Source organism: Streptomyces sp. CGMCC 4.7035, assembly GCF_031583065.1.
Classification (GTDB): Bacteria; Actinomycetota; Actinomycetes; order Streptomycetales; family Streptomycetaceae; genus Streptomyces; species Streptomyces yaanensis.
This window is the reverse complement of record NZ_CP134053.1, coordinates 4,830,558-4,851,622: the sequence shown is the minus strand read 5'-3', so window position 1 is coordinate 4,851,622 and position 21,065 is coordinate 4,830,558. Positions and strand designations below refer to the sequence as shown.

Here is a 21,065-nt window from a genome sequence, read left to right as displayed (position 1 = left end):
TCGCCCGTTGGGTCATTGGCCGGTTAACGAGGTGGTGAGCTGCTGCGCGGCGGTGCCCACGTCGATCCTGTGCTGGGCGTGCGGCTGCCGTGGTATGCACGCCGTGACCGAGCACCTGCGCCTTATTCCCGCAGGACGCACCGACGAATGCGTGACGCTGTTCACCCCGGACGCGGTGCTCGAGTTCCCATTCGCACCGGCCGGCGTGCACCGTCGGGTAACAGGGCGAGACGCGCTGTTTGCGCCTGAGCAACTTTCCCGAGACCTTTGACGTGGAATTCGTCGACCTGGTGTTCCACGAGAGGGTCGATCCGAGTCGCGTGATCGCCGAATTCCGGTCGACAGGCACGGCACCCCGACCGGCAAGCCGTACGAGCAAACGCGCATTTCCGTCGTCCGGACCGATGACGACGGGCTCATCACCCACTACTTGGACTACGCCTTTCAGGAGGCTGCTGATCAGGGCTTCGGCGTAGTCGCATGACGCCCGGTTCGTGATCATCCGAGGCCGAGGAGTGCGAGGGGGCGGCGGGGGTCGCGGGCGTTGCGGCGGAGGCCGGCCGCGATGTTCTTCACTCCGGCCGTGCGGAGGGCTCCGATGGCAAGGTTGCGCCAGGTTGCCATTGCGCGGGGCGCGTTGCCGGTCCGCAGCTGGGAGGCGTCCTCGGCGAAGGTGGTGTCGCGGACATGGTGCAGGGCCTCGATCTTCCAATGGTCGCGGACGAGTTCGGTGAGCTGGGCCGCGGCGGCCTGCTCGGCGGTCAGGCTGGTGACGGCGTAGACCGTCTTGACGGTGGTCTTGCCGGTCTTGCGGTCGGTGCGCCGGCGCTTGATCTGGACCGCCTGGCGGGCCCCGGGGAAGAGGAGGCTGTTCACGGTGGCGACCTTGATCCGGCGGATCTCCGAGCGGCCGTGGCCGATGCCCCGGGTGCGTCCCTGAAGCGGGATGTCCTTCCAGGGAAGGGACTTGAGCTGCCGGCGCAGCTTCTTCTGGTTGCCCTTGACGATCACGATGTAGTGCGCTGCCCGGCCGAGGAGGTAGTCGGCGTGCTCGCGCTGGGTGTGCATCGCGTCGCTGGTGACGACGGTTCCGGCCAGGTCGGCGACGGTGTTCAGCAGCGGCTGGAAGCAGGTGATCTCGTTCGTCTTCTCGCCGACGTCCAGCTGGGCCAGGACCAGGCCGGTGGTGTGCTCCAGTGCGGCGAGCAGGTGGATCTTGCGGCCGTTCGCTTTTGATGCGCCGCGCAGGCTTTTGCCGTCCACTGCGAGGCCGCGCAGCCCGGTCGCCTTCGGGCGTCGGTCGGCGAGCCAGCGTCCGACCGCCCGGTCCAGCGCGTCGCCGTCGATGCGGGCCAGCAGCCGCCGGACTGTCGTTTCCGCAGGCAGGAACCGCTTCGGGCGCAGTGGGTCGAGGCGTATACCGAGGCGTTGCACGATGTGCGGCGGGGCGTCGGCGATCCACTCGCTGACTGCCAGCAGAGAGGTTGCCCCCGCCAGAACCGCGCACGCGGTCAGCGCGAGTACGGCAACCAGAGTGTGCCGTACGCCGCGTGGGTCTCGCGGGTCGGGCACCTCGGCCAGCCGCTCCAGCAGGCGCGGGACCTCGTCGGATACGGCCTCGGGATGCTCGCGGAGCTGGTCAAGGGCAGGCGGGATCAGCAATGATGCGTCGGCAGGCACGGTCTTCCACTCGGATCACGGGGCGTAGAGAACTCCATGATCTTGGAAGCCGTGCCTGTCACGTTCCGGGGCATTGCCGAACCGACAGACCGTCACGAACCGGGCGTCACGCGACTACGCCGAAGCCCTGGGAGCTGCCGAACAATAACTCTTCGGTTTTCGTGGGCTGTTGGGTCGTAGGATGCGGGGGTGTCGGAGGGGACGAAGGCAGAGCTGGTGGATGCGTTCGGGCTGTTGCTGCCGCATCTCGATGAGCGCCAGCAGCGACTGACGCTTGGCGCCGCGGCCCGCGTTCTGGGCCACGGCGGGATCCGCATGGTGGCCGGAGCGGCCGGGGTGGCGGAGTCCACGGTGTCGCGCGGGAAGCGGGAGCTGGAGCACGCGGAGGAGCCCGCTGGCCGGGTCCGGGCACTGGGCGCGGGTCGGAAGCCCTTGCGGGAGGCCGATCCGGGGCTGATGCCCGCGTTGCTGGCTCTGGTCGAGCCGGACCAGCGCGGCGACCCGGAATCTCCGCTGCTGTGGACGGTGAAGTCCACCCGGAATCTGGCGGCCGAGCTGACGCGTCAGGGGCACCGGGTCGGTTCGGACACGGTGGCCGCGCTGTTGAAGGCGGAGGGCTTCTCTTTGCAGGGCACCTCCAGGACCACCGAGGGGGCCCGGCATCCGGACCGGGACGCCCAGTTCCGCTATATCAACGACCAGGTCACGGCGTACCTCGCCGACGGGCAGCCGGTCATCAGCGTGGATGCCAAGAAGAAGGAGACGCTGGGTAACTACGCGGTCGCCGGACGCGAGTGGCACCGCGCCGGACAGCCGGTGCAGGTCCGCGCACACGACTTCCCCGAGAAGGGCGCCCAGAAAGCGGTGCCGTACGGGATCTACGACATCGGCGCGGATACCGGCTGGGTGTCGGTGGGCTGCGACGGGGACACCTCTGCCTTCGCGGTGGCCACTTTGCGCCGCTGGTGGAACGGTGAGGGGCGCCGCCGTTACCCGCACGCTTCCCGCCTGCTGGTCACCGCCGACGCCGGAGGCTCCAACGGCTACCGTGTGCGCGCCTGGAAGAAGGAACTCGCGGACTTCGCCTACGAGACGGGCCTCGAAGTGACTGTCTGTCACTTTCCACCGGGAACATCGAAATGGAACAAAATAGAGCACCGGCTGTTCTCACAGATCAGCATCAACTGGCGTGGCAGGCTCCTGACCAGCCACGAAGTCGTCGTCAGCACCATCGGAGCGACCACGACACGCAGCGGACTGTCCGTCCACGCCGAGCTCGACCCCGGCGCCTACCCCACCGGCATCACCGTCCCCGACACCGTCATGGAACGCCTGCCCCTGACGCCGCACGAGTGGCACGGCACGTGGAACTACACCCTGCGCCCCGAACCGCTCGCTCCTGAATTGGCCCCACCCCGCGTCGAGTTCGGACGCTTTCCCACCGGCGACAAGCTCCCCAGGTGGCTGCGGCACCCCAGCCTCACCGGACTCGAACCCGCCGCCTTCGACGATCTCGCCGCCCGTTACCAAGCCTGGTGTGCCGAGCACCCGCCGATCTTCCTGCCCGGCAAACGCCCCGACGGCGGCCCCGGCGCCGGCAGCAGACGACTCTCCGTCGCTGACCAGCTTGTCGTCTTCCTCCTCACGAAGCGCTGGTCCATGGCACAGACGCCACTCGCCGAGGCAACCGGCCTGGCCAAGAGCCGGATCGGCGCGACCCTCCGGGAGGCCACACCCGTACTCACCGCGGACGACCGGCCGTACATGTCGGCCGCGCGCGTCGGCCATGGGACAGCTCGTAGTGGATGCCGCGCGGGAAGGCGAGCCCGTTCTCGACGAGGAAGTCACGCCGGTAGCGCTCGGGTACACGGTCCCGGTCGGCGCCCTCACCGTGACCACGGCACAACAGCTCGCCGAGATCGCCGGGCACAACCTCACACCCCCGTAATCCTCACCAAAATCAAGGAGTTATTGTTCGGCAGCTCCCTGAGCCTGATGGGCCTGCGTCCGGCCGAGGTGTGCGGGCAGCGCTGGCTCGACATCGACCTGCAGCTCGGTGTCCTGGAGATGACCAACACCAGGACGATGATTGGCAACGTCAAGGTGCTGGAGAAGGATGCCAAGACCGCGGCCGGGGAACGCGCTCTGCCGCTGCCGCAGTGGCCGTGGGAGGCCCTGAAGAAGTTCAAGGCACAGCAGGCCCGGGAGAAGCTCGCCGCGGGCGAGGGATACACGGACACCGGCTACGTCGTCGTCAACGAGCTCGGTCTCCCTCTGAACACACGGCAGCTGCGGGAGCATGCCTACAGACTCATGCGGCGGCTCGGCCTGCGGCAGGTGCGCCTGTACGACGCCCGGCACTCCTGCTTGACCTACCTCGCAGTGAACGGGGTTCCCGATGTCGTGCTCGCTGCATGGGCGGGGCGCGCGAACGCGAACTTCACGAAGCGTAAGTACGTCCACGTCGCACCCGAGGATATGAGGGCCGCAGCGGCCGCATGGGACGCCTTCCACGGAGGTGGTCCAAAAGCGTCCGGTGAGAAAATGTGAGAGATGATCTCCACTTGGCTAACCTTCCGTGGCATCTGACCTGCAAAGATGGTGTGGAAGGTAGAACAGGGTGTCCAGATTCTACTGGCGATTCATGCAGGCCAGCGCCAGGGCCTGGTTTGGCGGAAGCTACGAGACCCCCGTCACGGGAACCGCCGCGGGCCCACCACCGGCGGAAGCCGCGCGACCGGTAGACCGATAAACCGGCGGACCGGAGGACCGGGGGCTATGACCCGTCCGCGAGCTCCGCCAGGATGTTTCCGTGGCACAGCTCGGGCGCGCACCAGCAGGCGAGTGTCTTGCCGCGGAGCCCGGGGACCAGGTCGAGCAGGTCGGGGCGTTCTTCGAGGTACTCCCGGTACTTGACCATCACCTGGGCCCGCGTCCCGTCGCGCTTCTTCTTTGGGGTGTCGATGTGGAACGGGTTGTACAGGGGGTGCTGTGGGAGGTCCCAGCCGCCCCTGGTCAAGCGGCGGCCGATGTAGACGACATCCTTGGGGGCGTGCTCCAGCCGGGGGCCGAATTCCTCAAGGTGGCCCTTCAGATTGATCACCGTGGTGGTCACGCGGGACTCCCTCCGCAGCGTTCCGTACTCCCCAGGCGGCCGGTCCCTCGTACGGCAGCAGATCCGGGCGCTTGGCCGGGCGGCCGTCGCCGGACCGCAGCGCGATCAAGCCTAAGCCCCGGAAGGCAAAGAGTTGTGGAGTGGAGCGGGACGTCATCGTCTGGTCCAAGGTCTCCGATTCGTGGACGACCCCGTCAGGTACGCGGAGCACGACCGCGCCTTCCACGACGTCATCATGCAGGAGTCGGGACACCGCATCGCCCGTGGGGTGGTCCGCGCGCTGGAGGGCCAGGTCGTCAACACCGTTGTCGCGTGACCCGGCGGGCTCGGCCTTTCGCCGAGCCCGCCACGCCGGCTCCATGCCGGAGCAGGACCCGTGTCACGCCGTCAGCGCTGCAGTGTCAGCAGGCCCGGACGGTAGGGGAGGAGGCCGTAGTCGCCGCCGGAGTTGGGGCTGCGTCCCTGGTAGAGCAACTGCAGATGGCAGGGATCGACGGTCATGGTCTGATCGGGGCTGGTGCGGATCAGTTCGCCGTGGCTGATGTCGTTGGTCCAGGTGGCGCCGCTGTTGGCCTTGCCGGCGAAGGGATTGCTCTCGGTCGCGGCCTGAGGTGTCCATGAGCCGTTCAGACTGGGGGCTGTGAACGAGCGGAAGTAGCGGCCCTGCGAGCCGATCGCCTCGACGATCATGAGGTAGCGGTTCTGGCCCTGGAGCTTGTAGACCTGCGGGGCTTCGAACAGGTTGTTCGTCGTATCGCTCATGATCACTGTCGAGTTCGTGCCGAAGCTGCCCGGGAAGTTCCCGATCGGCATACTGGCCCGGTAGATCTTGCCGTTGTCACCGGCGAAGAACAGGTACATGTTCGTTCCGTCAGCGATGAGCGTCTGGTCGATGGGTCCGGTCCCGGAGCCGGGGATGCTTCCGGAGAAGAGCACCTGCTGGGATGACCAGCCATTCGGGTTGGTGGGGTCGCTCGACGTCCGGTAGGAGAAGGCGGTCCCACCCCATTGGTAGGCGAGCACCCAGATGTTCTTCGGTGCGAAGTAGAAGAGCGTGGGCGCGACGGTGGAAGCTGACATCGTGTTCTGGCCGGCCGAGGCCATCTCCGACCAGTTGGTGAACAGGCCGAAGTTCATCGAACCCCAGCTCGTCCCTGTGTCGTGCGTCGTCGCGTAGACGAGTTGCCTGCCGTTGTAGGGAACGACGGTGAAGTCCTTGAGCGAGACCCACCCCGGCTTGGGCTGCGCCAGCGCGCCCGTTGATGTCCAGCGGTATGTCGATGGAAGATCGCAGGGGCCGGGTGTGCCGCCGCCGACCTTGACGAGCTGCCACTGCTGGTTGGCGCCGCCCCAGTCGTCGTACTGGACGATGTTCGCGTTGTCCGCGGTGGAGGCACCTTGTACTTCGAGGGCCTTGTTGCTGTGGCGCGAAATGAACCTCACGTAGCCATCCGAGCTGTCGGCCAGCCGCCACTGCTGGTTGGTGGCATTCAAGTCGGCCCACTGGACGATCGAGCCGCCGTTCGCGGTGGACCAGTTGTGGACGTCCAGGACCTTGCCGGAGTGGCGGGACCTGATGCGGTAGTAGCCGCCTCCGGAGTCGACGAACTGCCACTGCTGCTGGTTCTGATCGTTCCTGGTCCACTGGGTGATGCGGGCGCCGTCGTCGGTCGCCAGGTTGTAGACGTCCAGGGCCTTGCCGCTGTTGCGGTTGACCAGCACATACGAGGCGTTGGGGTCGATGGTCGCCGCGTCGGCGGGCTGGGCACCGAGGAAGGTAGCCACGAGCAGCAAGGGCGCAAGGACGGCGAGTATGCGGCTTGGACGGAGCGGGGACGGACGGCGAAACCACATCAGGGGGCCTCCTTTTCTGGGGGCGGGGGTGAGGTGACTCCGATGAACCGCGGAGCGGCCGCGCCGGGGGGTCAGGGACGGCAGAGGCGCGAAGGCGGCCGCATATGCCGAAGAGCTGGTGCTCTGGGCGCTCAGGCCGGAGCACTTCGCCGTGGGCCGAGATGAGAGCGGCGTCCGGCCTTCAGTCGCCCCAGCTGACGGCCGGTTGTGACGGGGCGGGAAATGTCAGTTCAGTCTCGGAAACCTTACGGAAACTTCTCGGACTCTGTGACGCCACAAGCTAGGAATGCGGGGCCTCCCGGTCAAGGTCCTGTCGCCGATCTGTCCATAAACAGCGCCTCTCCTTGGGTCTGCCGAGCCATCCTCTCGACCGGAAGTTCTCCGGAAGTTTGCGATACAGCTCGCCAGGTCCAAGGCGCCCACGCGGAGGAGAGGAGTTGAGCAAGCAGCATCCGACCCTGGCGGGTACTCGGCCTCGCGCGGCGGCCGGAACGTGGCCCCCGTCGCCTCGGGGGGGGCGCGCGAGTCCGCCGATGTGCTGGTCGAGCCTTTCGTCCGGGCCCTGCGCGCGGCGACCGCCTCGTGATGAGCACACTCGTCCGGGCCCCGGTCCTACGGCATCCGCCGGCGGCGGCGCTGTGGGGCCGGCGGTTCCCCGTCCGACTCGCCGGGATTCCGGAAAGTTTCGAGCAGGGAACGGAAACTTCTTCTGCGGGGAGTGTTGACGATCCACCGTCAATCCCTCAATCATCCCTGTCTGGGAAGCCGGTCATAGTTCGAGATAGCGAACGACGCTGGCCCTGGGCAATCTGTGCTGCACGACAGATCCGTGCACCACAGCACCCGCGCCACCCCGTTTCCGTTCCGGTGAGGTTCGCGCCAGCGCATCCTGGCTCTTCGCGCAGTTGGAGAGGTACGCGACGCCGCGTGGCGGTCCCCCGGCTGAGCCGCGATGGAGTACCCCCATGCCTCTGTCGAAACACCGCCGCCGCCCGTGTCCGGTACGCGCGGCCGTGGTCGTCCTCCACGTCCTGGCGCCGGCGTTGCTCGCCGTCCCCGCCGAGTCCGCTCCCCTCCGCACGTCCATGGCCGACCCCGCTGTTCCCCTTCGGGTACGGGCTCAGCTGGACCAGCTTCACCTACCCGGAGTTCTCGGTGGGTCTGCCGGCCCTCTTTCGCTGGGCTCGACCTGCGAAGGGGGGTAGAACCCGGGGATATCGGCGTGGCCGTCGGACGGTCCAGCGGCGACCTGCCGCTCCCAGGGCTCCTTCACTCTGAATGCCCCGTACGTCACCCGGAGGCCGACCGGGTGCTGTCCGCGCCGGTCGAGATCGTCCCGGCTGCACGACCGCGATGTCCGGTGATCCCGTAATGCCCGGATTCCGGCCCGCCTCGTCCGCCTGCCGAGTGGGAGCGGACGACGCATTCCGCTGCACTTCAGTCCTTCCGTGATTTCTACCCTGGAGGCACAGTCATGGGCTCGTATGCCATTCCCCCACCCGCCGTCCGCTGGATCCGCGGTCTGGTGATAGCGCTGTTCGCCGGCGTTTTCGGTCTGGTTGGTGCACTGGTCGCGCCGCCGAGAGCACATGCCGCCGAGAGCACGCTCGGCGCCGCGGCGGCGCAGAGCGGTCGTTACTTCGGCACCGCCATCGCCTCGGGCAGGCTGGGCGACTCGGCGTACACGACGATCGCGGCCCGCGAGTTCAACGCGGTGACGGCCGAGAACGAGATGAAGATCGACGCCACCGAACCCCAGCGGGGCCAGTTCAACTTCACCGCCGGTGACCGCGTCTACAACTGGGCGGTGCAGAACGGCAAGCGGGTGCGCGGCCACACCCTGGCCTGGCACTCCCAGCAGCCCGGCTGGATGCAGAGCCTCAGCGGCAGTTCGTTGCGCCAGGCGATGATCGACCACATCAACGGCGTGATGACCCACTACAAGGGCAAGATCGCCCAGTGGGACGTCGTGAACGAGGCCTTCGCCGACGGCAGTTCGGGAGCCCGGCGCGACTCCAACCTGCAGCGCACCGGCAACGACTGGATCGAGGTCGCCTTCCGCACCGCGCGCGCCGCCGACCCGGCCGCCAAGCTCTGCTACAACGACTACAACATCGAGGACTGGACCTGGGCCAAAACCCAGGCCGTGTACGCCATGGTCCGGGACTTCAAGCAGCGCGGCGTTCCGATCGACTGCGTCGGCTTCCAGTCGCACTTCAACAGCGGCAGTCCCTACAACAGCAACTTCCGCACCACCCTGCAGAGCTTCGCCGCCCTCGGTGTCGACGTGGCCATCACCGAACTCGACATCCAGGGCGCCTCGGCCACGACCTACGCCAACGTGACCAACGACTGCCTGGCCGTCCCGCGCTGCCTGGGCATCACCGTCTGGGGTGTGCGCGACACCGACTCCTGGCGATCGCAGGACACGCCTCTGCTGTTCAACGGCGACGGCAGCAAGAAGCCCGCCTACACCGCCGTCCTCAACGCCCTCAACGGCGGCTCCACTACGCCCCCTTCGGATTCCGGACAGATCAAGGGCGTCGGTTCAGGCCGCTGCCTGGACGTGCCCGGGAGCAGTACCACCGACGGCACCCAGCTCAACCTGTGGGACTGCCACAACGCCACCAACCAGCAGTGGACGTACACCGCCGCCGGCGAGCTCAGGGTCTACGGCAACAAGTGCCTGGACGCCGCCGGCACCGGTAACGGCACCAAAGTCCAGATCTACAGCTGCTGGGGTGGCGACAACCAGAAATGGCGCCTCAACTCCGACGGTTCCATCGTCGGCGTCCAGTCCGGCCTCTGCCTCGACGCCGTCGGAGGCGGCACCGCCAACGGCACCCTGATCCAGCTCTACTCCTGCTCGAACGGCAGCAATCAGCGCTGGACCCGCACCTGATGGGACCTGCCACAAAGGAAGGAGTGAATCGATGAAGACGTACGGTGCGGCTTCCCCCGCCCCTCCACCAAGACATCGCTGGTGGTCCCGGTTCACCGCCGTGGTGGCAGCGGCCCTCGCGACCGGCATGCTTGTCGCGGCGATGACCGGGCGATCCAGCAGTGGGCCGACGGTAACGGGGCCAACCAGCAGTTCCGCCTGGCCGACTCCGACGCGGGTCACGTCCGGCTGATCAACCGCAACAGTGGCAAGGCGGTGGAGGTGCAGGGCGCCTCCACCGCCGACGGCGGCAACGTCGTGCAGTACACCGACTGGGGCGGCGCCAACCAGCAATGGCAGATGATCAAGCTGTCGTCGGGTGGCGGCGGATGCGGCAGCGCCCCGACTCTGACGAGCGGTACGCACACGATTCAGAGCAGCGGTAAGAGCCGCAGCTTCATCCTCAGGGTTCCCGACAACTACAACAACAGCCACCCCTACCGGCTGATCTTCGCGTTCCACTGGCGGGGCGGAACCGCCGCCGACGTCGCCTCGGGCGGAGCGAGCGGGAACGCCTGGTCCTACTACGGCCAACAGGAACAGTCGAACAACACCGCTATCCTCGTCGCCCCCCAGGGCCTCGGCAACGGCTGGGCCAATGCGGGCGGTGAGGACGTCACCTTCGTCGACGACATGATCCGGCAAATCGAGGGCGGCCTCTGCGTCAACACGGCACAGCTCTTCGCCACGGGATTCAGCTGGGGCGGCGGCATGAGCTACGCACTCGCATGCTCCCGGGCGAACGTCTTCAGGGCCGTCGCGGTCATGTCCGGCGCCGAGACCAGCGGGTGTAGCGGCGGCACCCAGCCCATCGCCTACTTCGGAATCCACGGCATCAGCGACTCCGTCCTCAACATCACGCAAGGACGGTCCCTGCGCGACAGATTCGTCAGCAACAACGGCTGCACTCCCCAGAGCCCGCGCGAGCCCGTGCCGGGCAGCCGAACGCACATCACCACCACCTACTCGGGCTGCCGTGCCGGGTACCCGGTCCAATGGGCCGCGTTCGACGGAGACCACATACCCGGTCCGGTCGACGGCTCCCCCAACGAAAGCGGCGTCGCCACCTGGACCAAGGCAGAGATCTGGAGGTTCTTCGCACAGTTCCAGTGACATGCCCGCATCATGGAGTGGAGCCAGGATCATCCTGGCTCCACTCCGTCGACGTCTACCAGGAGAGCTCCCACGCCTTCGGACTGATCACGGGTGGCGAACAGGACCGTGGAACAAGCAGCGTTCGAAGAACACGCCCTCGAGGAGGGATGCCGACGTGGTTGGCGGGTTCCTCGGCGAGGACGGCCGTGTGTGAATCACCGACGACATGTCGGCGGCGATGTACTCGGCGGAGTGGTCCACCGCGGCCGCGCGGCCGGCGTACCGGACGAACGTGGCGATCATCTACGGCGCAAGACCGGCTGGCTGCCCGCACCACCCCGGGCTCTCGTCGTCCGGTCGTGGCCGCGACCTGTCACGGACTCGGATGCTGCGATGAAGGCTTGTACGAGGGGACGGTTGTCTCCTCGGCGGGTGGCCATGAAGATCCGGCTCATTGTGGGAGGTCCGTCGAGTTCAAGACGTTGGGCGCCTGCGGGGAGCAGTGTCGTGACGCTGTATGGGGCGATGGTGACGCCAAGGCCGGCGGCGACGAACATGATGATGGTGTGCCAGTTCGAGCACTCTTGCGCGACCTGGACGTCGATGCCGGCGTCCCGCAACGGCTGTGTGTTCACGTCGAACGCCTGGGCTCCTGCTGAACGCGGGAACAGGATCAGCGGGTCAGCGGCCAGCGCCTTTGCTGCCACATGATCAGCCCTTGCGGCGGGGTGGTCTGTGGGGATGACGGCGACGAACCGTTCCGTTGTCAGCAGGGAAAGGTCGATGTCGTCTCGCTTCTCAGCATCTCGCACGATACCGATGTCGGCCGTGCCCCGTTCCAGGGCCGCCAGGACATCGACGGTGAAGCCGTCGTGCAGTTTGACCTGGACGTCTGGACGGCAGCGGGAGAATTCACGGAGCCGTTCGCTGACGATCGCGGTGGCGGAAGTGATGAAGGCGACATCCAGGCGACCGGCCTCGCCGCGCCCGACACGGCCGGCCTCGTCGACGTCGGCCGCCAGACGGCCCAGAAGGTCCCTCGCCCGTGGCTGGAACGTCGCTCCCGCGTCTGTGAGGCGGACGCTTCGAGAGGTCCGCCGGAACAGCTCGACACCGACGATCTTCTCGAGCTGCCTGATCTGCTGGGACAGGGCGGGCTGAGCGATGTTCAGCCGCTGGGCGGCACGGCCGAAGTGGAGTTCCTCGGCCACAGCCAGAAAGTACCGCAGGTGGCGGAGCTCGATTCGCTGATCCATAGTTCAAGCTTATTGATATGGGCTATTGCTTGTATTGGACATATGGGTAAGTAGGGCCGGAGGCTAGCGGGGAGCTACACACGAAGGGAAACCCGCCTCATGCCGCACACCTCTGCTCCCGCCGTGGTCTCCTCGATCGCCTCGCAAAGTGATGCCGACGCGTTCCGCGCGTTGAACGAGGAGTGGATCTCCCGCCTGTTCACCCTTCAGGAAGAGGACCGGGCGGTTCTCGGAGATCCGTTCGGCCGCATCGTGGGCCCGGGCGGTGATGTGCTCGTGGCGCGCGAGCAGGGCAGGGGCGCCGTTGTCGGGTGCGTCGCGCTTTTGGCTTATCCGGACGCCGTGTTCGAGCTGGCGAAGATGGCCGTGGCCCCCGCCGCGCAGGGACGCGGCATCGGCCGCCAACTCATAGCCGCAGCGACCGACCGTGCCCAGGCACGTGGTGCGACCCGACTGTTCCTCGGCACAAACAGCAAGCTGGCTCCCGCCATCCACCTGTACGAGGAGGCCGGGTTCGTCAGGATCACCCGCAACCGTCTCCCGGTGGCCGACTATTACGCCCGCGCTGACATCCTCATGGAACTGAAGTGACGGAAGCTGCTCTACGAATCGGCAGCCCGAGCGGACGAGGTACCGGAGCTGAGCTCACGACTCGGTTTCCATCGCCCGGAGTCGGGCCTCGGCGTCGGCGACGACCTGCCCCGATTCCTCGGTCAGCCGTCCGTCTGCATCAGTGATCGGGCAATTCATGACCCTGACGGCGAGGCCGTCGAGATCGACTATCGCCGCCACCTCTGCGCGCTGACGGGAGTCGTATCGGGCGAAGTCGTCGCACGCTTCGACCAGTGTGGTGAATGACGGGAGCCGTCTCACCAGCGCGCACCGGAGGTCCTGCAGGACGCGCTGCATGTCCTTGCTGCGCTCATGCAGCGCGGGGGCCTCGCCCTGCCTCATCGTCGTCTTCGTCTCGCGCCGATCCAGGTCTCGTGCCTTCTTCTGCTGGCTTTCTTTGAGCGCCTGGGTCTGCCACTTCGCAATGGCTTCCCGCGTGAGGTGGGCCGAAGTCGTCTCGATCTTGTCCAGCAACCTTTTCCCAGCCGCCCTCCCGCCTCCGCCCGCCCCAATGGGCCCGAGGCCGAACCACGCTTCTGTGGCGTTGCGGGCCGCCGCCCCGTGCAGTGTCTTGATCGGCCTGCCGGTGGAGGCGGAGGCGAAGGTTCGCACCGCGCGATAGGAGCCTGCCTTGGCAGTGTGACCAACGACGAGCGGGACGGCTACCAGGAGGGCGCCGCCTGCCAGGATGCGGACGGCGGGCGGCACGGTAATTTTGCGAGGCTGCCGAGGTTCGATGCCCGCCTTGTCGCCGGCGGTTGGCCTCTCGATCGGGGCCGGCTCGACCGGCTCGACGTGCTTGAGACGCTGATAGACGTCACGGAAGGGGACGAGGGCTTCGTCGTAGAGCGTCTGCCGTGCCTCCTGCAGGGCAGCGTTCTCCTTGGCGGCCCGCCGATCGAGTTCCTCCTCGCACTCAAGCAGACGCTTGTCCCTCTGTCGGTTCGTCTTCACGAGCCTGACGGCGTCGACTACGTCGATGGCCACGTTGCCCCCCCATAATCGGTTCGGAGATCTTAATGCCGCGTCAGACCGTTTCGCCGCGTTGTGACGTGCCCTGGCTGAACGTGTGCGGGCCCCGTCCTTCAGGCCGCGCAGACCTCAGCCGGCATGGGCGGGATGGGTTTCGGGAAGGCAGGTCCCGCGGGGGCCCGGTGGTTTGTCCGTCACGCTGCTGCCAGGAAGCGGATGCGGACGCTGTGGCCGAGGTCATCGAGCAGTGAGGCTGCTTCGACGCGCAGCCGCAGCGCGCGGCCGGAGCCGATGACGCGGGCGCGTGCCCGGGCGGCAGTCATCAGGTTGTGGGACGGGCAGCGTGGATGCTCCTCGGCGACGACTGCGATCACCCGGAACGCGAATGGCGCAGGGCCGCGTTCGCCGCACATGCCTCGAGCGTTGCTTGTCGGGAAGGCCCAGGGCCGGGACAATCGAGCGCTCGAACCCACTTCGCCGCGACCGCACCTCCTTCCACGGACAGTTCTGTCCAAGTGGGGTCCACTGGCGGTGTGATGTGACAGTATCCGCTGGCATGTCACCGTCATCCATATGTTCGCCCAGGTCCGGTCGTCGTCTGTTCACCGTGTTGTTCATGCTGTTCACGGCACTGGGCGGCGGTATGAGTGATGCGAGCGCGGCGCCGGGACAGGGATTATCCACGGCCGCCGCGACGCCCGATCGCGCTCGCTACGACGTGGTCCTGCGATCCGACGCCGACGGCAGCCACTGGACGGGACGGCAGCGGGTGTCGTTCCGGAACGGGTCCGATCAGCCTCTGCGCGAGGTGTACCTACGTCTGTGGGGCAACGGCGAGGACAAATGCGGTACGCCCGCTGCGCCCTCTCCCGTCACGGTGACGAGGGTACGCGGTGGCACACCGAACCATCTCGGTGTGAACTGCACAGCTCTGCGTATAGCGCTACCGAGGCCGCTCGCGCGCAATATGCGGACGTCCATCGCCTTCGACGTCTCGATCACTGTGCCGGACCGTAATGCCCGCTTCGGCCACGATGGCGCCTACCGCTTCCTCGGCAACGCGCTGCCGGTGCTCGCCGTGCATGACACGAAGGGGTGGCATCTCGACCCCTACGTGTCGGTCGGCGAGAGCTTCTACGCCCTGACCAGCGACTTCCGTGTCCGACTCGACCACCCGTCGTCCCTGAAGGTGCCGGCGACCGGCCACACCCGAACGTTCCCTGGTCGCGCCGGCCGTACGGTCACGCTCAGCGTCGCGGAGCGAGTGCGGGACTTCGCCTGGGCGGCGGGCCCGTTTCGCATGGCGACCGATACCACGGCCGGGGGAGTGCTCGTGAAGTCGTACTGGGCGCCCGACACCCCTGCCGCGGGCGTGCACGTCAACCGCGTGGATGCTGTCGCCGCGATCGACCGGTTCGGCCGGGAGTTCGGCCGTTACCCGTACGACGAGATCGACCTCGTGATGACCAGCCAGTTCGGCGGTGGCATGGAGTATCCCGGCCTCGTCCTCCTCGGCACCACCGAAGAAGGCGGCGCCGCCGTCCACGAGGTGGCGCACCAGTGGTGGTACGGCATCGTCGGCAACGACGAGTACTCCTCACCGTGGCTGGATGAAAGCTTCGCTCAGTACGCCAATGCCCGCTTCTACGGCTGGGACACCCGCGACTGCTGGTCGGACGTCTACTGGCCCGACGACAACATCTCGCTGACCGGCTCCATGGCCTACTGGTCGCAACACCCCGGCACATATCACCTCATCTACACAGCCGGGCCCTGCGCCCTGGCCGATCTGGAACGCACAGTCGGTTCCGGCACCATGGCCCGACTGCTCAAGCGTTACGCCAAGGACCATTGGTACGGCGTGTCCACCACCGCTGACTTCAAGAAGGCCGCCCAGTCCATGACGGACAAGGACCTCGCCCCCTTCTGGGAGGCACGCCACATCTGGTGACGGCGTGTTGCATGCTCGCGCCGGTCGACCTAGCGGGAGAGGGCCGCTACGCCCTCGTGCCGGGCCGGCAGACGGCATGTCCCGAGCAGCGGTAGGCGTACATGGGGAAGGCCCCCGTCCTCGGCGAGTGAGGCGGGGGCCTTTTCGTTACGGGTTTGGTGTCAGTGGCTGCCTGCCTCGTGGGCGCCGTGCCAGGCATGGTGGGCACGTCAGCCGAGACGGTGCAGTCATGGCCTCGGTCTGCGCGTCGCGATGCGCCTTGGTCTGGACCGGAGGCTCTTCTCCCGGGGCAAGGCGCCTCCGGGTTAGGGCGACACCTGTCGCCAGTCCGTCACAGGGCCGGGGTTTGTGTGGTCCGCAGGGGTGACCCAGAAAGCTTTGCCCAGCTCAGCGCTCACCTGGGCGCCTGTCCGGCCGTCCCCCGATGAGCGGCCCGTCAGCCGCCGTCCTATCCAGGGCAGCAGGTGCTGCCGGGTGAAGCGGACGTCCGCGGTCCTGCGGGCGAGCCAGTTCGGCGGCGCGGTGGGCGGGAGCGGTGTGCGCCACTCCGTATCCTCCGCCTCGTACCCCAGCGTCTGCCACACGGCCTCCGCCACCCGGCGGTGTCCTTCGGCCGTCAGATGCAGCCGGTCCACGTCCCACAGGCGCGGGTCGGCGAGCGACGGCGCCCCGTACAGGTCGACCACGAGCGCGCCGTGCCGCGCGGCCAGCTCGTCGACGCAGGTGAACAGCTCCTCCATACGGGGGCGGAAGCGTTCGAGAACCGGGCCCTGGCGGCCGGGGCTGCGCATCAGGACGAGCTGTTCGCACGAGGGGGCGAGCCGCTCCACGGCCTCCGTCAACAGGTCCCTGACGCGGCCCATGTCGCACTTGGGTCGCAGCGTGTCGTTGAGTCCGCCGACCAGTGTGATCACATCGGGCCGCATCGCCGCGGCGAGGTCCACCTGCTCGTCGACGATCTGCCGGATCAGCTTGCCGCGCACGGCGAGGTTGGCATAGCGGAATTCTGGTGTCCGTGCGGCCATCCGGCTTGCGAGGACATCGGCCCAGCCGCGGTACGTACCGTCGGGGAGCAGATCCGACATGCCCTCGGTGAAGGAGTCGCCGACCGCGACCAGGCTGGTGTACGTGGGTTTCGTCTGCATGGCGCCGTAGATGCTATCCCGCGGGCATACCCGCCGGTCGGTCACCCTGCCCATGCCGCCCCCTTGGCCGCGCCCGACGCCGAACGGCCGGCCTGGCCGGCCGTTCGGGACGCGGTACCTCGGGCCCGGTCGGCTGATCCGCGCGGGGCCATCGCGGGGCCATCGCGCCGCGCGGACCTGCCGTTGCTCACGGGGACCCACGGGCGGCCGTTGCCGCATCGGCCAATCCACCCTGGCTCAGGGCGGCTATAGGCCGTGGTCCGCGTGGGCCGGCCCGCTTGGGTCCAGGGCGGTTGCAGGCCGTGGCCCGGGTCGGCCGGCCGACCCGGGCTCAGGGCGGCTACTGGCCGTGGTCCGCGTCGGTCGGCCCGCTTGGGCTCAGGGCGGCCGTGCGCCGCGGCTCGCGTCTGTTCCGCCCGGGAAACGCCGTCGGCCCCCGCTCAAACCGGCTGCCCGAACAGCTCCCGCAGCACGTCTTCCATCGTCACCAGCCCCGCCAGTCGTCCGTCTGCGCCCAGGACCGCTGCCAGGTGCGTACGGCTGCCGCGCATGGCCGTGAGTACGTCGTCCAGTGGCGTGTTCTCCCGGACCCGCGCGATGGGGCGCATGTCCCGCAGCCGGAACGGTTTGTCCCGTGGTGACGCGTCCAGCGCGTCCTTGACATGCAGATAGCCGACGATCCGCCGGCCCTCGTCCACGACGGGGAAGCGCGAGAACCGGGACTCGGCCGACAGGCGCTCCAACTGCTCCGGAGTGATGCCCACGCGCGCGTAGACAGCGCGTTCCAGCGGTACCACCACGTCGCGCACGGGCCGACGGCCCAGTTCCAGGGCGTCGTGGAGCCGCTCCCGCGCACGGTCGTCGATGAGTCCCGCGTCGCCGGAGTCCTTGACGAGGCGTGCCAGTTCGTCGTCCGAGAACGTGGCCGTGACCTCGGTCTTCGTCTCCACCCGCAACAGCGCGAGCAGACCGTTCGCGAAGGTGTTCACGGTGAAGATCACCGGGCGCAGCGTCCGGGACAGGGCGACCAGCGGCGGGCCGAGCAGCAGCGCCAGGCGCACCGGTTCCGCGAGCGCGATGTTCTTCGGCACCATCTCGCCGAGCAGCATGTGCAGATACGTCGCCAGGGCCAGCGCGATCACGAACGACACGGCGCGGCCCGCGCTCTCCGGGATGCCCACCGCGTGGAACACCGGTTCCAGCAGATGTTCGATCGCGGGCTCCGCGACCACACCGAGGACCAGGGTGCACAGGGTGATGCCCAGCTGTGCGGCCGCCAGCAGCGCCGACACGTGCTCCAGACCCCACAGGACGCTGCGCGCCCGCCGGTCGCCCGCCTCGGCGTGCGGCTCGATCTGGCTGCGGCGCACGGAGATCAGCGCGAACTCGGCGCCGACGAAGAAGGCGTTCGCGACGAGCGTCAGCAGACCGATCAGCAGCTGTACGACGGTCACCGCTTCCCCTCCTCCTCGGCGTCGGCGGCGGGCGGCGCGTGCATGAGCACGCGCGCGGCCCGGCGGCCCGACGCGTCGACCACGTCGAGGCGCCACCCGGCGACCTCGATGCTGTCGCCCTTGGCCGGTATGCGGCCGAGTTCCGTGGCGATGAGACCGGCCAGCGTCTCGTACGGGCCCTCGGGCACCCGCAGTCCGACCCGTGCGAGCTGGTCGACGCGAGCGGAGCCGTCGGCCGAGTACAGGGTCAGGCCGGCATCGTCGGTGCCGGCGGGCGCCAGGTCGGATGTCTCGTGCGGGTCGTGCTCGTCCCGTACCTCGCCGACGACCTCCTCGACGATGTCCTCCAGCGTGGCGACCCCGGCGGTGCCGCCGTACTCGTCGATGACCACGGCCATGGTGTTCTTGCCGGAGAGCCGGTCCAGCAGCCGGTCGACGGTGAGGGACTCGGGGACGAACAGGGGTTCGCGCGTCACCTGCGACACCTGACGGAGGGGCCGTTCGTCGGCGGGCACGGTCAGGACGTCCTTGATGTGGGCGATGCCGACGACCGAGTCCAGGTTGCCGCGATAGACGGGGAAGCGGGACAGACCCGTAGCGCGCGTCGCGTTCGCCACGTCCTCGCAGGTCGCCTGGACATCGAGGGCGACGACCTGGACACGCGGGGTCATCACGTTCTCGGCGGTCAGGTCGGCGAGATTGAGGGTGCGGACGAACAGCTCGGCGGTGTCCGGCTCCAGGGCGCCCTCCTTCGCGGAGTGCCGGGCGAGCGCCACCAGCTCCTGTGGACCGCGTGCGGAGGCCAGCTCCTCGGCCGGTTCGATCCCGAAGCGGCGGACGAAATGGTTGGCCGTGTTGTTCAGATGCGTGATGAACGGGCGGAACGCGGCGCTGAACCAGCGCTGCGGAGTGCCCACGCGTCTGGCCACGGCCAGCGGTGAGGAGATCGCCCAGTTCTTGGGCACCAGCTCGCCGACCACCATCAGGAACACGGTCGACAGGCCGGTGCCGATGACGAGGGCGACGGTTGTGGACGTGGAGCGCGACATGCCCAGCGACTGAAGCGGGCCCGCGATCAGCTTGGCGATCGACGGCTCGGAGAGCATGCCGACCACCAGGTTGGTGACCGTGATGCCGAGCTGGGCACCGGAAAGCTGGAACGTCAGATTCCGTACGGCCTTGAGGGCGCCCTGCGCACCGCGCTCACCACGCGCAGCGGCGTGTTCCAGCTCGCTGCGCTCGACCGTGGTGAGCGAGAACTCCGCCGCGACGAAGCCACCGCAGGCGAGCGAGAGCAGGACCGCCACCAGCAGCAGGAGGACTTCGGTCATCGGGTCACCTCCGTCCCAGGATCGGCCAGGGACGCGACGACCGCGCGATGTCGGTTACTGGGAGGCTCGCCCATGGGCGGACGCTCACACCTTTCCATGGTGGGACGATTCGGTCCCCCCATGGTAAAGGACCGGCAAAGTGATTCAGTTCGCGAGGGGCTTCACCCAGCGCCGCCAGTGCTCCTCGGGCGTGTACCCGGCGGCCCGCCAGGCATGATGGGCGGTCTCGTTGCGCTGTAGCACCATCGCGTCCCCGCGGCGCCCCCCGAGCCGTACGAACCGCTCCTCCGCGGCGGCCAGGAGCGTCGAGCCGATCCCGCGACGGCGCCGACCGGGGTGCACCGCGAGCCGGTACAGATGGCAGCGCCAGCCGTCGAAGCCCGCGATCACCGTGCCGACCAGCTCGCCGCCCTGCTCGGCGAGGATCAGCGCCTCGGGGTCGCGGGCGACGAGCCGCTCCACGCCGTCCCGGTCGTCGCTGATGCTCGTGCCCTCGGCGGCGGTCTTCCAGAAGGCCAGCACGGTGTCGAGGTCCTCGGGCCCGGCGGCCCGTATCCGAAGATCCTTCATGCGGGGATCACAGCACGCGGGGGAGAGCCGGACGCGGAATTTCAGCATGCGGACGATGTGGCCCTCCCGTCGGCCACTCGTTCGCCGTGCGGTCGGCTGCTCGTTCGTGGTGCGGATGGTTGTTCGTTCGTGGTGCGGACGGCTGCTCGTTCGCCGTGCCGGCCGCTACTCGCCGCGCAGCGCCTCGATCACCGGCGCGAACGCCTCCATGTACGGCTCCAGCACGGTCAGGTACGAGAACCCGTACCGCTCACGCCGCCCCCGCACCTGCTCGACCACCTGCTCCAGGGTGCCGACCAGCATGATGGGCAGCGCCAGAGCCTGGTCGGCGGTCAGGTCCGGCAGGCGGCCCAGCAGTGGCCGGACCGCGCTCTCGGGGTCATCGGTGACCGCGACCATCTGGATGAGCAGGTTCAGCTCGGCCGGTTCCTCGCGGCCCGCCGCGAACTCCTGGTACAGGGCGACGCGCTCGTCGAGTTCCTCGGCGGCGATCGGCACCAGCTGCCCGGTCGCGCTCCCGGGCACCGAACGCGCCCCCGTGAACGCCGCGATGTCGGCGTGCTCGGCGGTGAGCTTCAGCATCCGGTCGCCGTTGGCGCCGATCAGTACCGGCACCCGCGGCTTCTGCACGGGTTGCGGCCGGTGCTCGTCCGAGCCGAGCAGCCGGTCCAGCTCCTCGACCGTACGCCGCAGATGGTCCACGCGTTCCTTCGCCGAGCCGTACGGCAGGCCCGCCTTGTCGTGCTCGGCCGGTACGTATCCGGTGCCGAGGCCGAGTTCCAGCCGACCGCCGGTCAGCGCGTCCGTCGTGGCCACCTCGCGGGCCAGCAGCGTCGGGTTCCAGAAGCCCGCGTTGAGCACGAACGTGCCCACCCGGGGACGCTCGGTCGCCTCCGCCGCCGCGACCAGCGCCGGGAACGGCGCCGGCCAGCCGAGATGGTCGGGGACGAGGATCACGTCGTAGCCGAGCTCCTCGGCCCGGCGGCACTTGGCGCGCCATTCATCGGCCGGCGCGGGTTCGAGCAGATTGACCCCGAAACGGAACGGGCGCGGCATGAACTCTCCTCAGCTGTAAGCGACTTGAGTAGG

The 21,065-nt window shown here is 68.2% G+C and carries 17 protein-coding genes and 2 pseudogenes; 8 read left to right on the top strand and 11 right to left on the bottom strand.

Annotated features, from left to right (window positions below):
* Window positions 1-103: 103 nt before the first annotated feature.
* Window positions 104-271 (top strand): hypothetical protein, encoded by a 168-nt coding sequence (locus Q2K21_RS20915; protein ID WP_310773232.1) that lies wholly within the window; start codon window positions 104-106, stop codon window positions 269-271.
* A 386-nt stretch (window positions 272-657) separates the two neighbouring features.
* On the opposite strand, the pseudogene Q2K21_RS20910 reads toward Q2K21_RS20915, so the two are convergent.
* Window positions 658-1,572, bottom strand: a pseudogene (locus Q2K21_RS20910) (ISAs1 family transposase); the annotation flags it as partial.
* Between the two features lie 324 nt (window positions 1,573-1,896).
* On the opposite strand from Q2K21_RS20910, the pseudogene Q2K21_RS20905 reads away from it, so the two are divergent.
* Together Q2K21_RS20905 and Q2K21_RS20900 are read left to right on the top strand one after the other, a co-directional pair.
* Window positions 1,897-3,426 (top strand): annotated as a pseudogene (locus tag Q2K21_RS20905) (ISAzo13 family transposase); the annotation flags it as partial.
* 249 nt (window positions 3,427-3,675) lie between these two features.
* Entirely contained in the window at window positions 3,676-4,230 is a 555-nt protein-coding gene (locus Q2K21_RS20900) for a site-specific integrase (protein ID WP_386276161.1), read from the top strand.
* A gap of 226 nt (window positions 4,231-4,456) precedes the next feature.
* Here Q2K21_RS20900 and Q2K21_RS20895 read toward each other — a convergent pair whose 3' ends face one another.
* Window positions 4,457-4,795, bottom strand: a complete 339-nt coding sequence (locus tag Q2K21_RS20895; protein WP_310773228.1) for a DUF4326 domain-containing protein — start codon at window positions 4,793-4,795, stop codon at window positions 4,457-4,459.
* Between the two features lie 181 nt (window positions 4,796-4,976).
* Here Q2K21_RS20895 and Q2K21_RS20890 point away from each other — a divergent pair, with 181 nt between their 5' ends.
* Window positions 4,977-5,111: a hypothetical protein gene (locus Q2K21_RS20890; RefSeq protein WP_310773226.1), complete on the top strand. Its 135-nt coding sequence runs from the start codon at window positions 4,977-4,979 to the stop codon at window positions 5,109-5,111.
* A 71-nt stretch (window positions 5,112-5,182) separates the two neighbouring features.
* Here the strand turns inward: Q2K21_RS20890 and Q2K21_RS20885 are convergent, their stop codons facing one another.
* Window positions 5,183-6,649, bottom strand: a complete 1,467-nt coding sequence (locus Q2K21_RS20885) for a non-reducing end alpha-L-arabinofuranosidase family hydrolase (RefSeq protein ID WP_310773223.1) — start codon at window positions 6,647-6,649, stop codon at window positions 5,183-5,185.
* Between the two features lie 1,474 nt (window positions 6,650-8,123).
* Between Q2K21_RS20885 and Q2K21_RS20880 the strand changes: the two genes are divergently transcribed.
* Both Q2K21_RS20880 and Q2K21_RS20875 read left to right on the top strand, forming a co-directional pair.
* The gene (locus Q2K21_RS20880) at window positions 8,124-9,551 is read left to right on the top strand and encodes an endo-1,4-beta-xylanase (RefSeq protein ID WP_310773221.1); all 1,428 of its coding nucleotides are present in this window, start codon (window positions 8,124-8,126) and stop codon (window positions 9,549-9,551) included.
* Window positions 9,552-9,632: 81 nt separating this feature from the next.
* Complete coding sequence (locus tag Q2K21_RS20875; RefSeq protein ID WP_310773218.1) at window positions 9,633-10,703, top strand: RICIN domain-containing protein; 1,071 nt, start codon at window positions 9,633-9,635, stop codon at window positions 10,701-10,703.
* Between the two features lie 281 nt (window positions 10,704-10,984).
* Here the strand turns inward: Q2K21_RS20875 and Q2K21_RS20870 are convergent, their stop codons facing one another.
* The gene (locus Q2K21_RS20870; RefSeq protein ID WP_310773216.1) at window positions 10,985-11,941 is read right to left on the bottom strand and encodes a LysR family transcriptional regulator; all 957 of its coding nucleotides are present in this window, start codon (window positions 11,939-11,941) and stop codon (window positions 10,985-10,987) included.
* 123 nt (window positions 11,942-12,064) lie between these two features.
* Here Q2K21_RS20870 and Q2K21_RS20865 point away from each other — a divergent pair, with 123 nt between their 5' ends.
* The gene (locus Q2K21_RS20865) at window positions 12,065-12,532 is read left to right on the top strand and encodes a GNAT family N-acetyltransferase (protein ID WP_310773214.1); all 468 of its coding nucleotides are present in this window, start codon (window positions 12,065-12,067) and stop codon (window positions 12,530-12,532) included.
* A gap of 54 nt (window positions 12,533-12,586) precedes the next feature.
* Here the strand turns inward: Q2K21_RS20865 and Q2K21_RS20860 are convergent, their stop codons facing one another.
* The gene (locus tag Q2K21_RS20860; RefSeq protein WP_310773211.1) at window positions 12,587-13,540 is read right to left on the bottom strand and encodes a hypothetical protein; all 954 of its coding nucleotides are present in this window, start codon (window positions 13,538-13,540) and stop codon (window positions 12,587-12,589) included.
* A 179-nt stretch (window positions 13,541-13,719) separates the two neighbouring features.
* Window positions 13,720-13,938, bottom strand: a complete 219-nt coding sequence (locus Q2K21_RS20855; RefSeq protein WP_310773209.1) for a hypothetical protein — start codon at window positions 13,936-13,938, stop codon at window positions 13,720-13,722.
* A gap of 203 nt (window positions 13,939-14,141) precedes the next feature.
* On the opposite strand from Q2K21_RS20855, the gene Q2K21_RS20850 reads away from it, so the two are divergent.
* Window positions 14,142-15,476: a M1 family metallopeptidase gene (locus tag Q2K21_RS20850; protein ID WP_310773207.1), complete on the top strand. Its 1,335-nt coding sequence runs from the start codon at window positions 14,142-14,144 to the stop codon at window positions 15,474-15,476.
* Window positions 15,477-15,781: 305 nt separating this feature from the next.
* On the opposite strand, the gene Q2K21_RS20845 is transcribed toward Q2K21_RS20850, so the two are convergent.
* The 5 genes from Q2K21_RS20845 to Q2K21_RS20825 form a co-directional block, all read right to left on the bottom strand.
* A complete protein-coding gene (locus tag Q2K21_RS20845; protein WP_310773204.1) occupies window positions 15,782-16,621 on the bottom strand; it encodes a GDSL-type esterase/lipase family protein in 840 nt (279 codons plus the stop codon).
* A gap of 440 nt (window positions 16,622-17,061) precedes the next feature.
* A complete protein-coding gene (locus Q2K21_RS20840) occupies window positions 17,062-18,075 on the bottom strand; it encodes a hemolysin family protein (protein WP_310773202.1) in 1,014 nt (337 codons plus the stop codon).
* On the bottom strand, window positions 18,072-19,406 hold the full coding sequence (locus Q2K21_RS20835) for a hemolysin family protein (protein ID WP_310773200.1): 1,335 nt from the start codon (window positions 19,404-19,406) through the stop codon (window positions 18,072-18,074). The genes Q2K21_RS20840 and Q2K21_RS20835 overlap by 4 nt, the downstream gene beginning before the upstream one ends.
* Before the next feature lie 144 nt (window positions 19,407-19,550).
* On the bottom strand, window positions 19,551-19,976 hold the full coding sequence (locus Q2K21_RS20830; protein ID WP_310773197.1) for a GNAT family N-acetyltransferase: 426 nt from the start codon (window positions 19,974-19,976) through the stop codon (window positions 19,551-19,553).
* Window positions 19,977-20,141: 165 nt separating this feature from the next.
* A complete protein-coding gene (locus Q2K21_RS20825; RefSeq protein WP_310773195.1) occupies window positions 20,142-21,032 on the bottom strand; it encodes an LLM class F420-dependent oxidoreductase in 891 nt (296 codons plus the stop codon).
* Between the last annotated feature and the right edge of the window lie 33 nt (window positions 21,033-21,065).

Bases quoted from the DNA above. Each gene is read 5' to 3' on its own strand.
- Q2K21_RS20900 (WP_386276161.1), top strand. From the start codon at position 3,676: ATGGGCCTGCGTCCGGCCGAGGTGTGCGGGCAGCGCTGGCTCGACATC.
- Q2K21_RS20885 (WP_310773223.1), bottom strand. From the start codon at position 6,649: ATGTGGTTTCGCCGTCCGTCCCCGCTCCGTCCAAGCCGCATACTCGCC.
- Q2K21_RS20850 (WP_310773207.1), top strand. From the start codon at position 14,142: ATGCTGTTCACGGCACTGGGCGGCGGTATGAGTGATGCGAGCGCGGCG.
- Q2K21_RS20855 (WP_310773209.1), bottom strand. From the start codon at position 13,938: ATGTGCGGCGAACGCGGCCCTGCGCCATTCGCGTTCCGGGTGATCGCA.
- Q2K21_RS20830 (WP_310773197.1), bottom strand. From the start codon at position 19,976: ATGAAGGATCTTCGGATACGGGCCGCCGGGCCCGAGGACCTCGACACC.
- Q2K21_RS20845 (WP_310773204.1), bottom strand. From the start codon at position 16,621: ATGCAGACGAAACCCACGTACACCAGCCTGGTCGCGGTCGGCGACTCC.
- Q2K21_RS20835 (WP_310773200.1), bottom strand. From the start codon at position 19,406: ATGACCGAAGTCCTCCTGCTGCTGGTGGCGGTCCTGCTCTCGCTCGCC.
- Q2K21_RS20825 (WP_310773195.1), bottom strand. From the start codon at position 21,032: ATGCCGCGCCCGTTCCGTTTCGGGGTCAATCTGCTCGAACCCGCGCCG.
- Q2K21_RS20880 (WP_310773221.1), top strand. From the start codon at position 8,124: ATGGGCTCGTATGCCATTCCCCCACCCGCCGTCCGCTGGATCCGCGGT.
- Q2K21_RS20870 (WP_310773216.1), bottom strand. From the start codon at position 11,941: ATGGATCAGCGAATCGAGCTCCGCCACCTGCGGTACTTTCTGGCTGTG.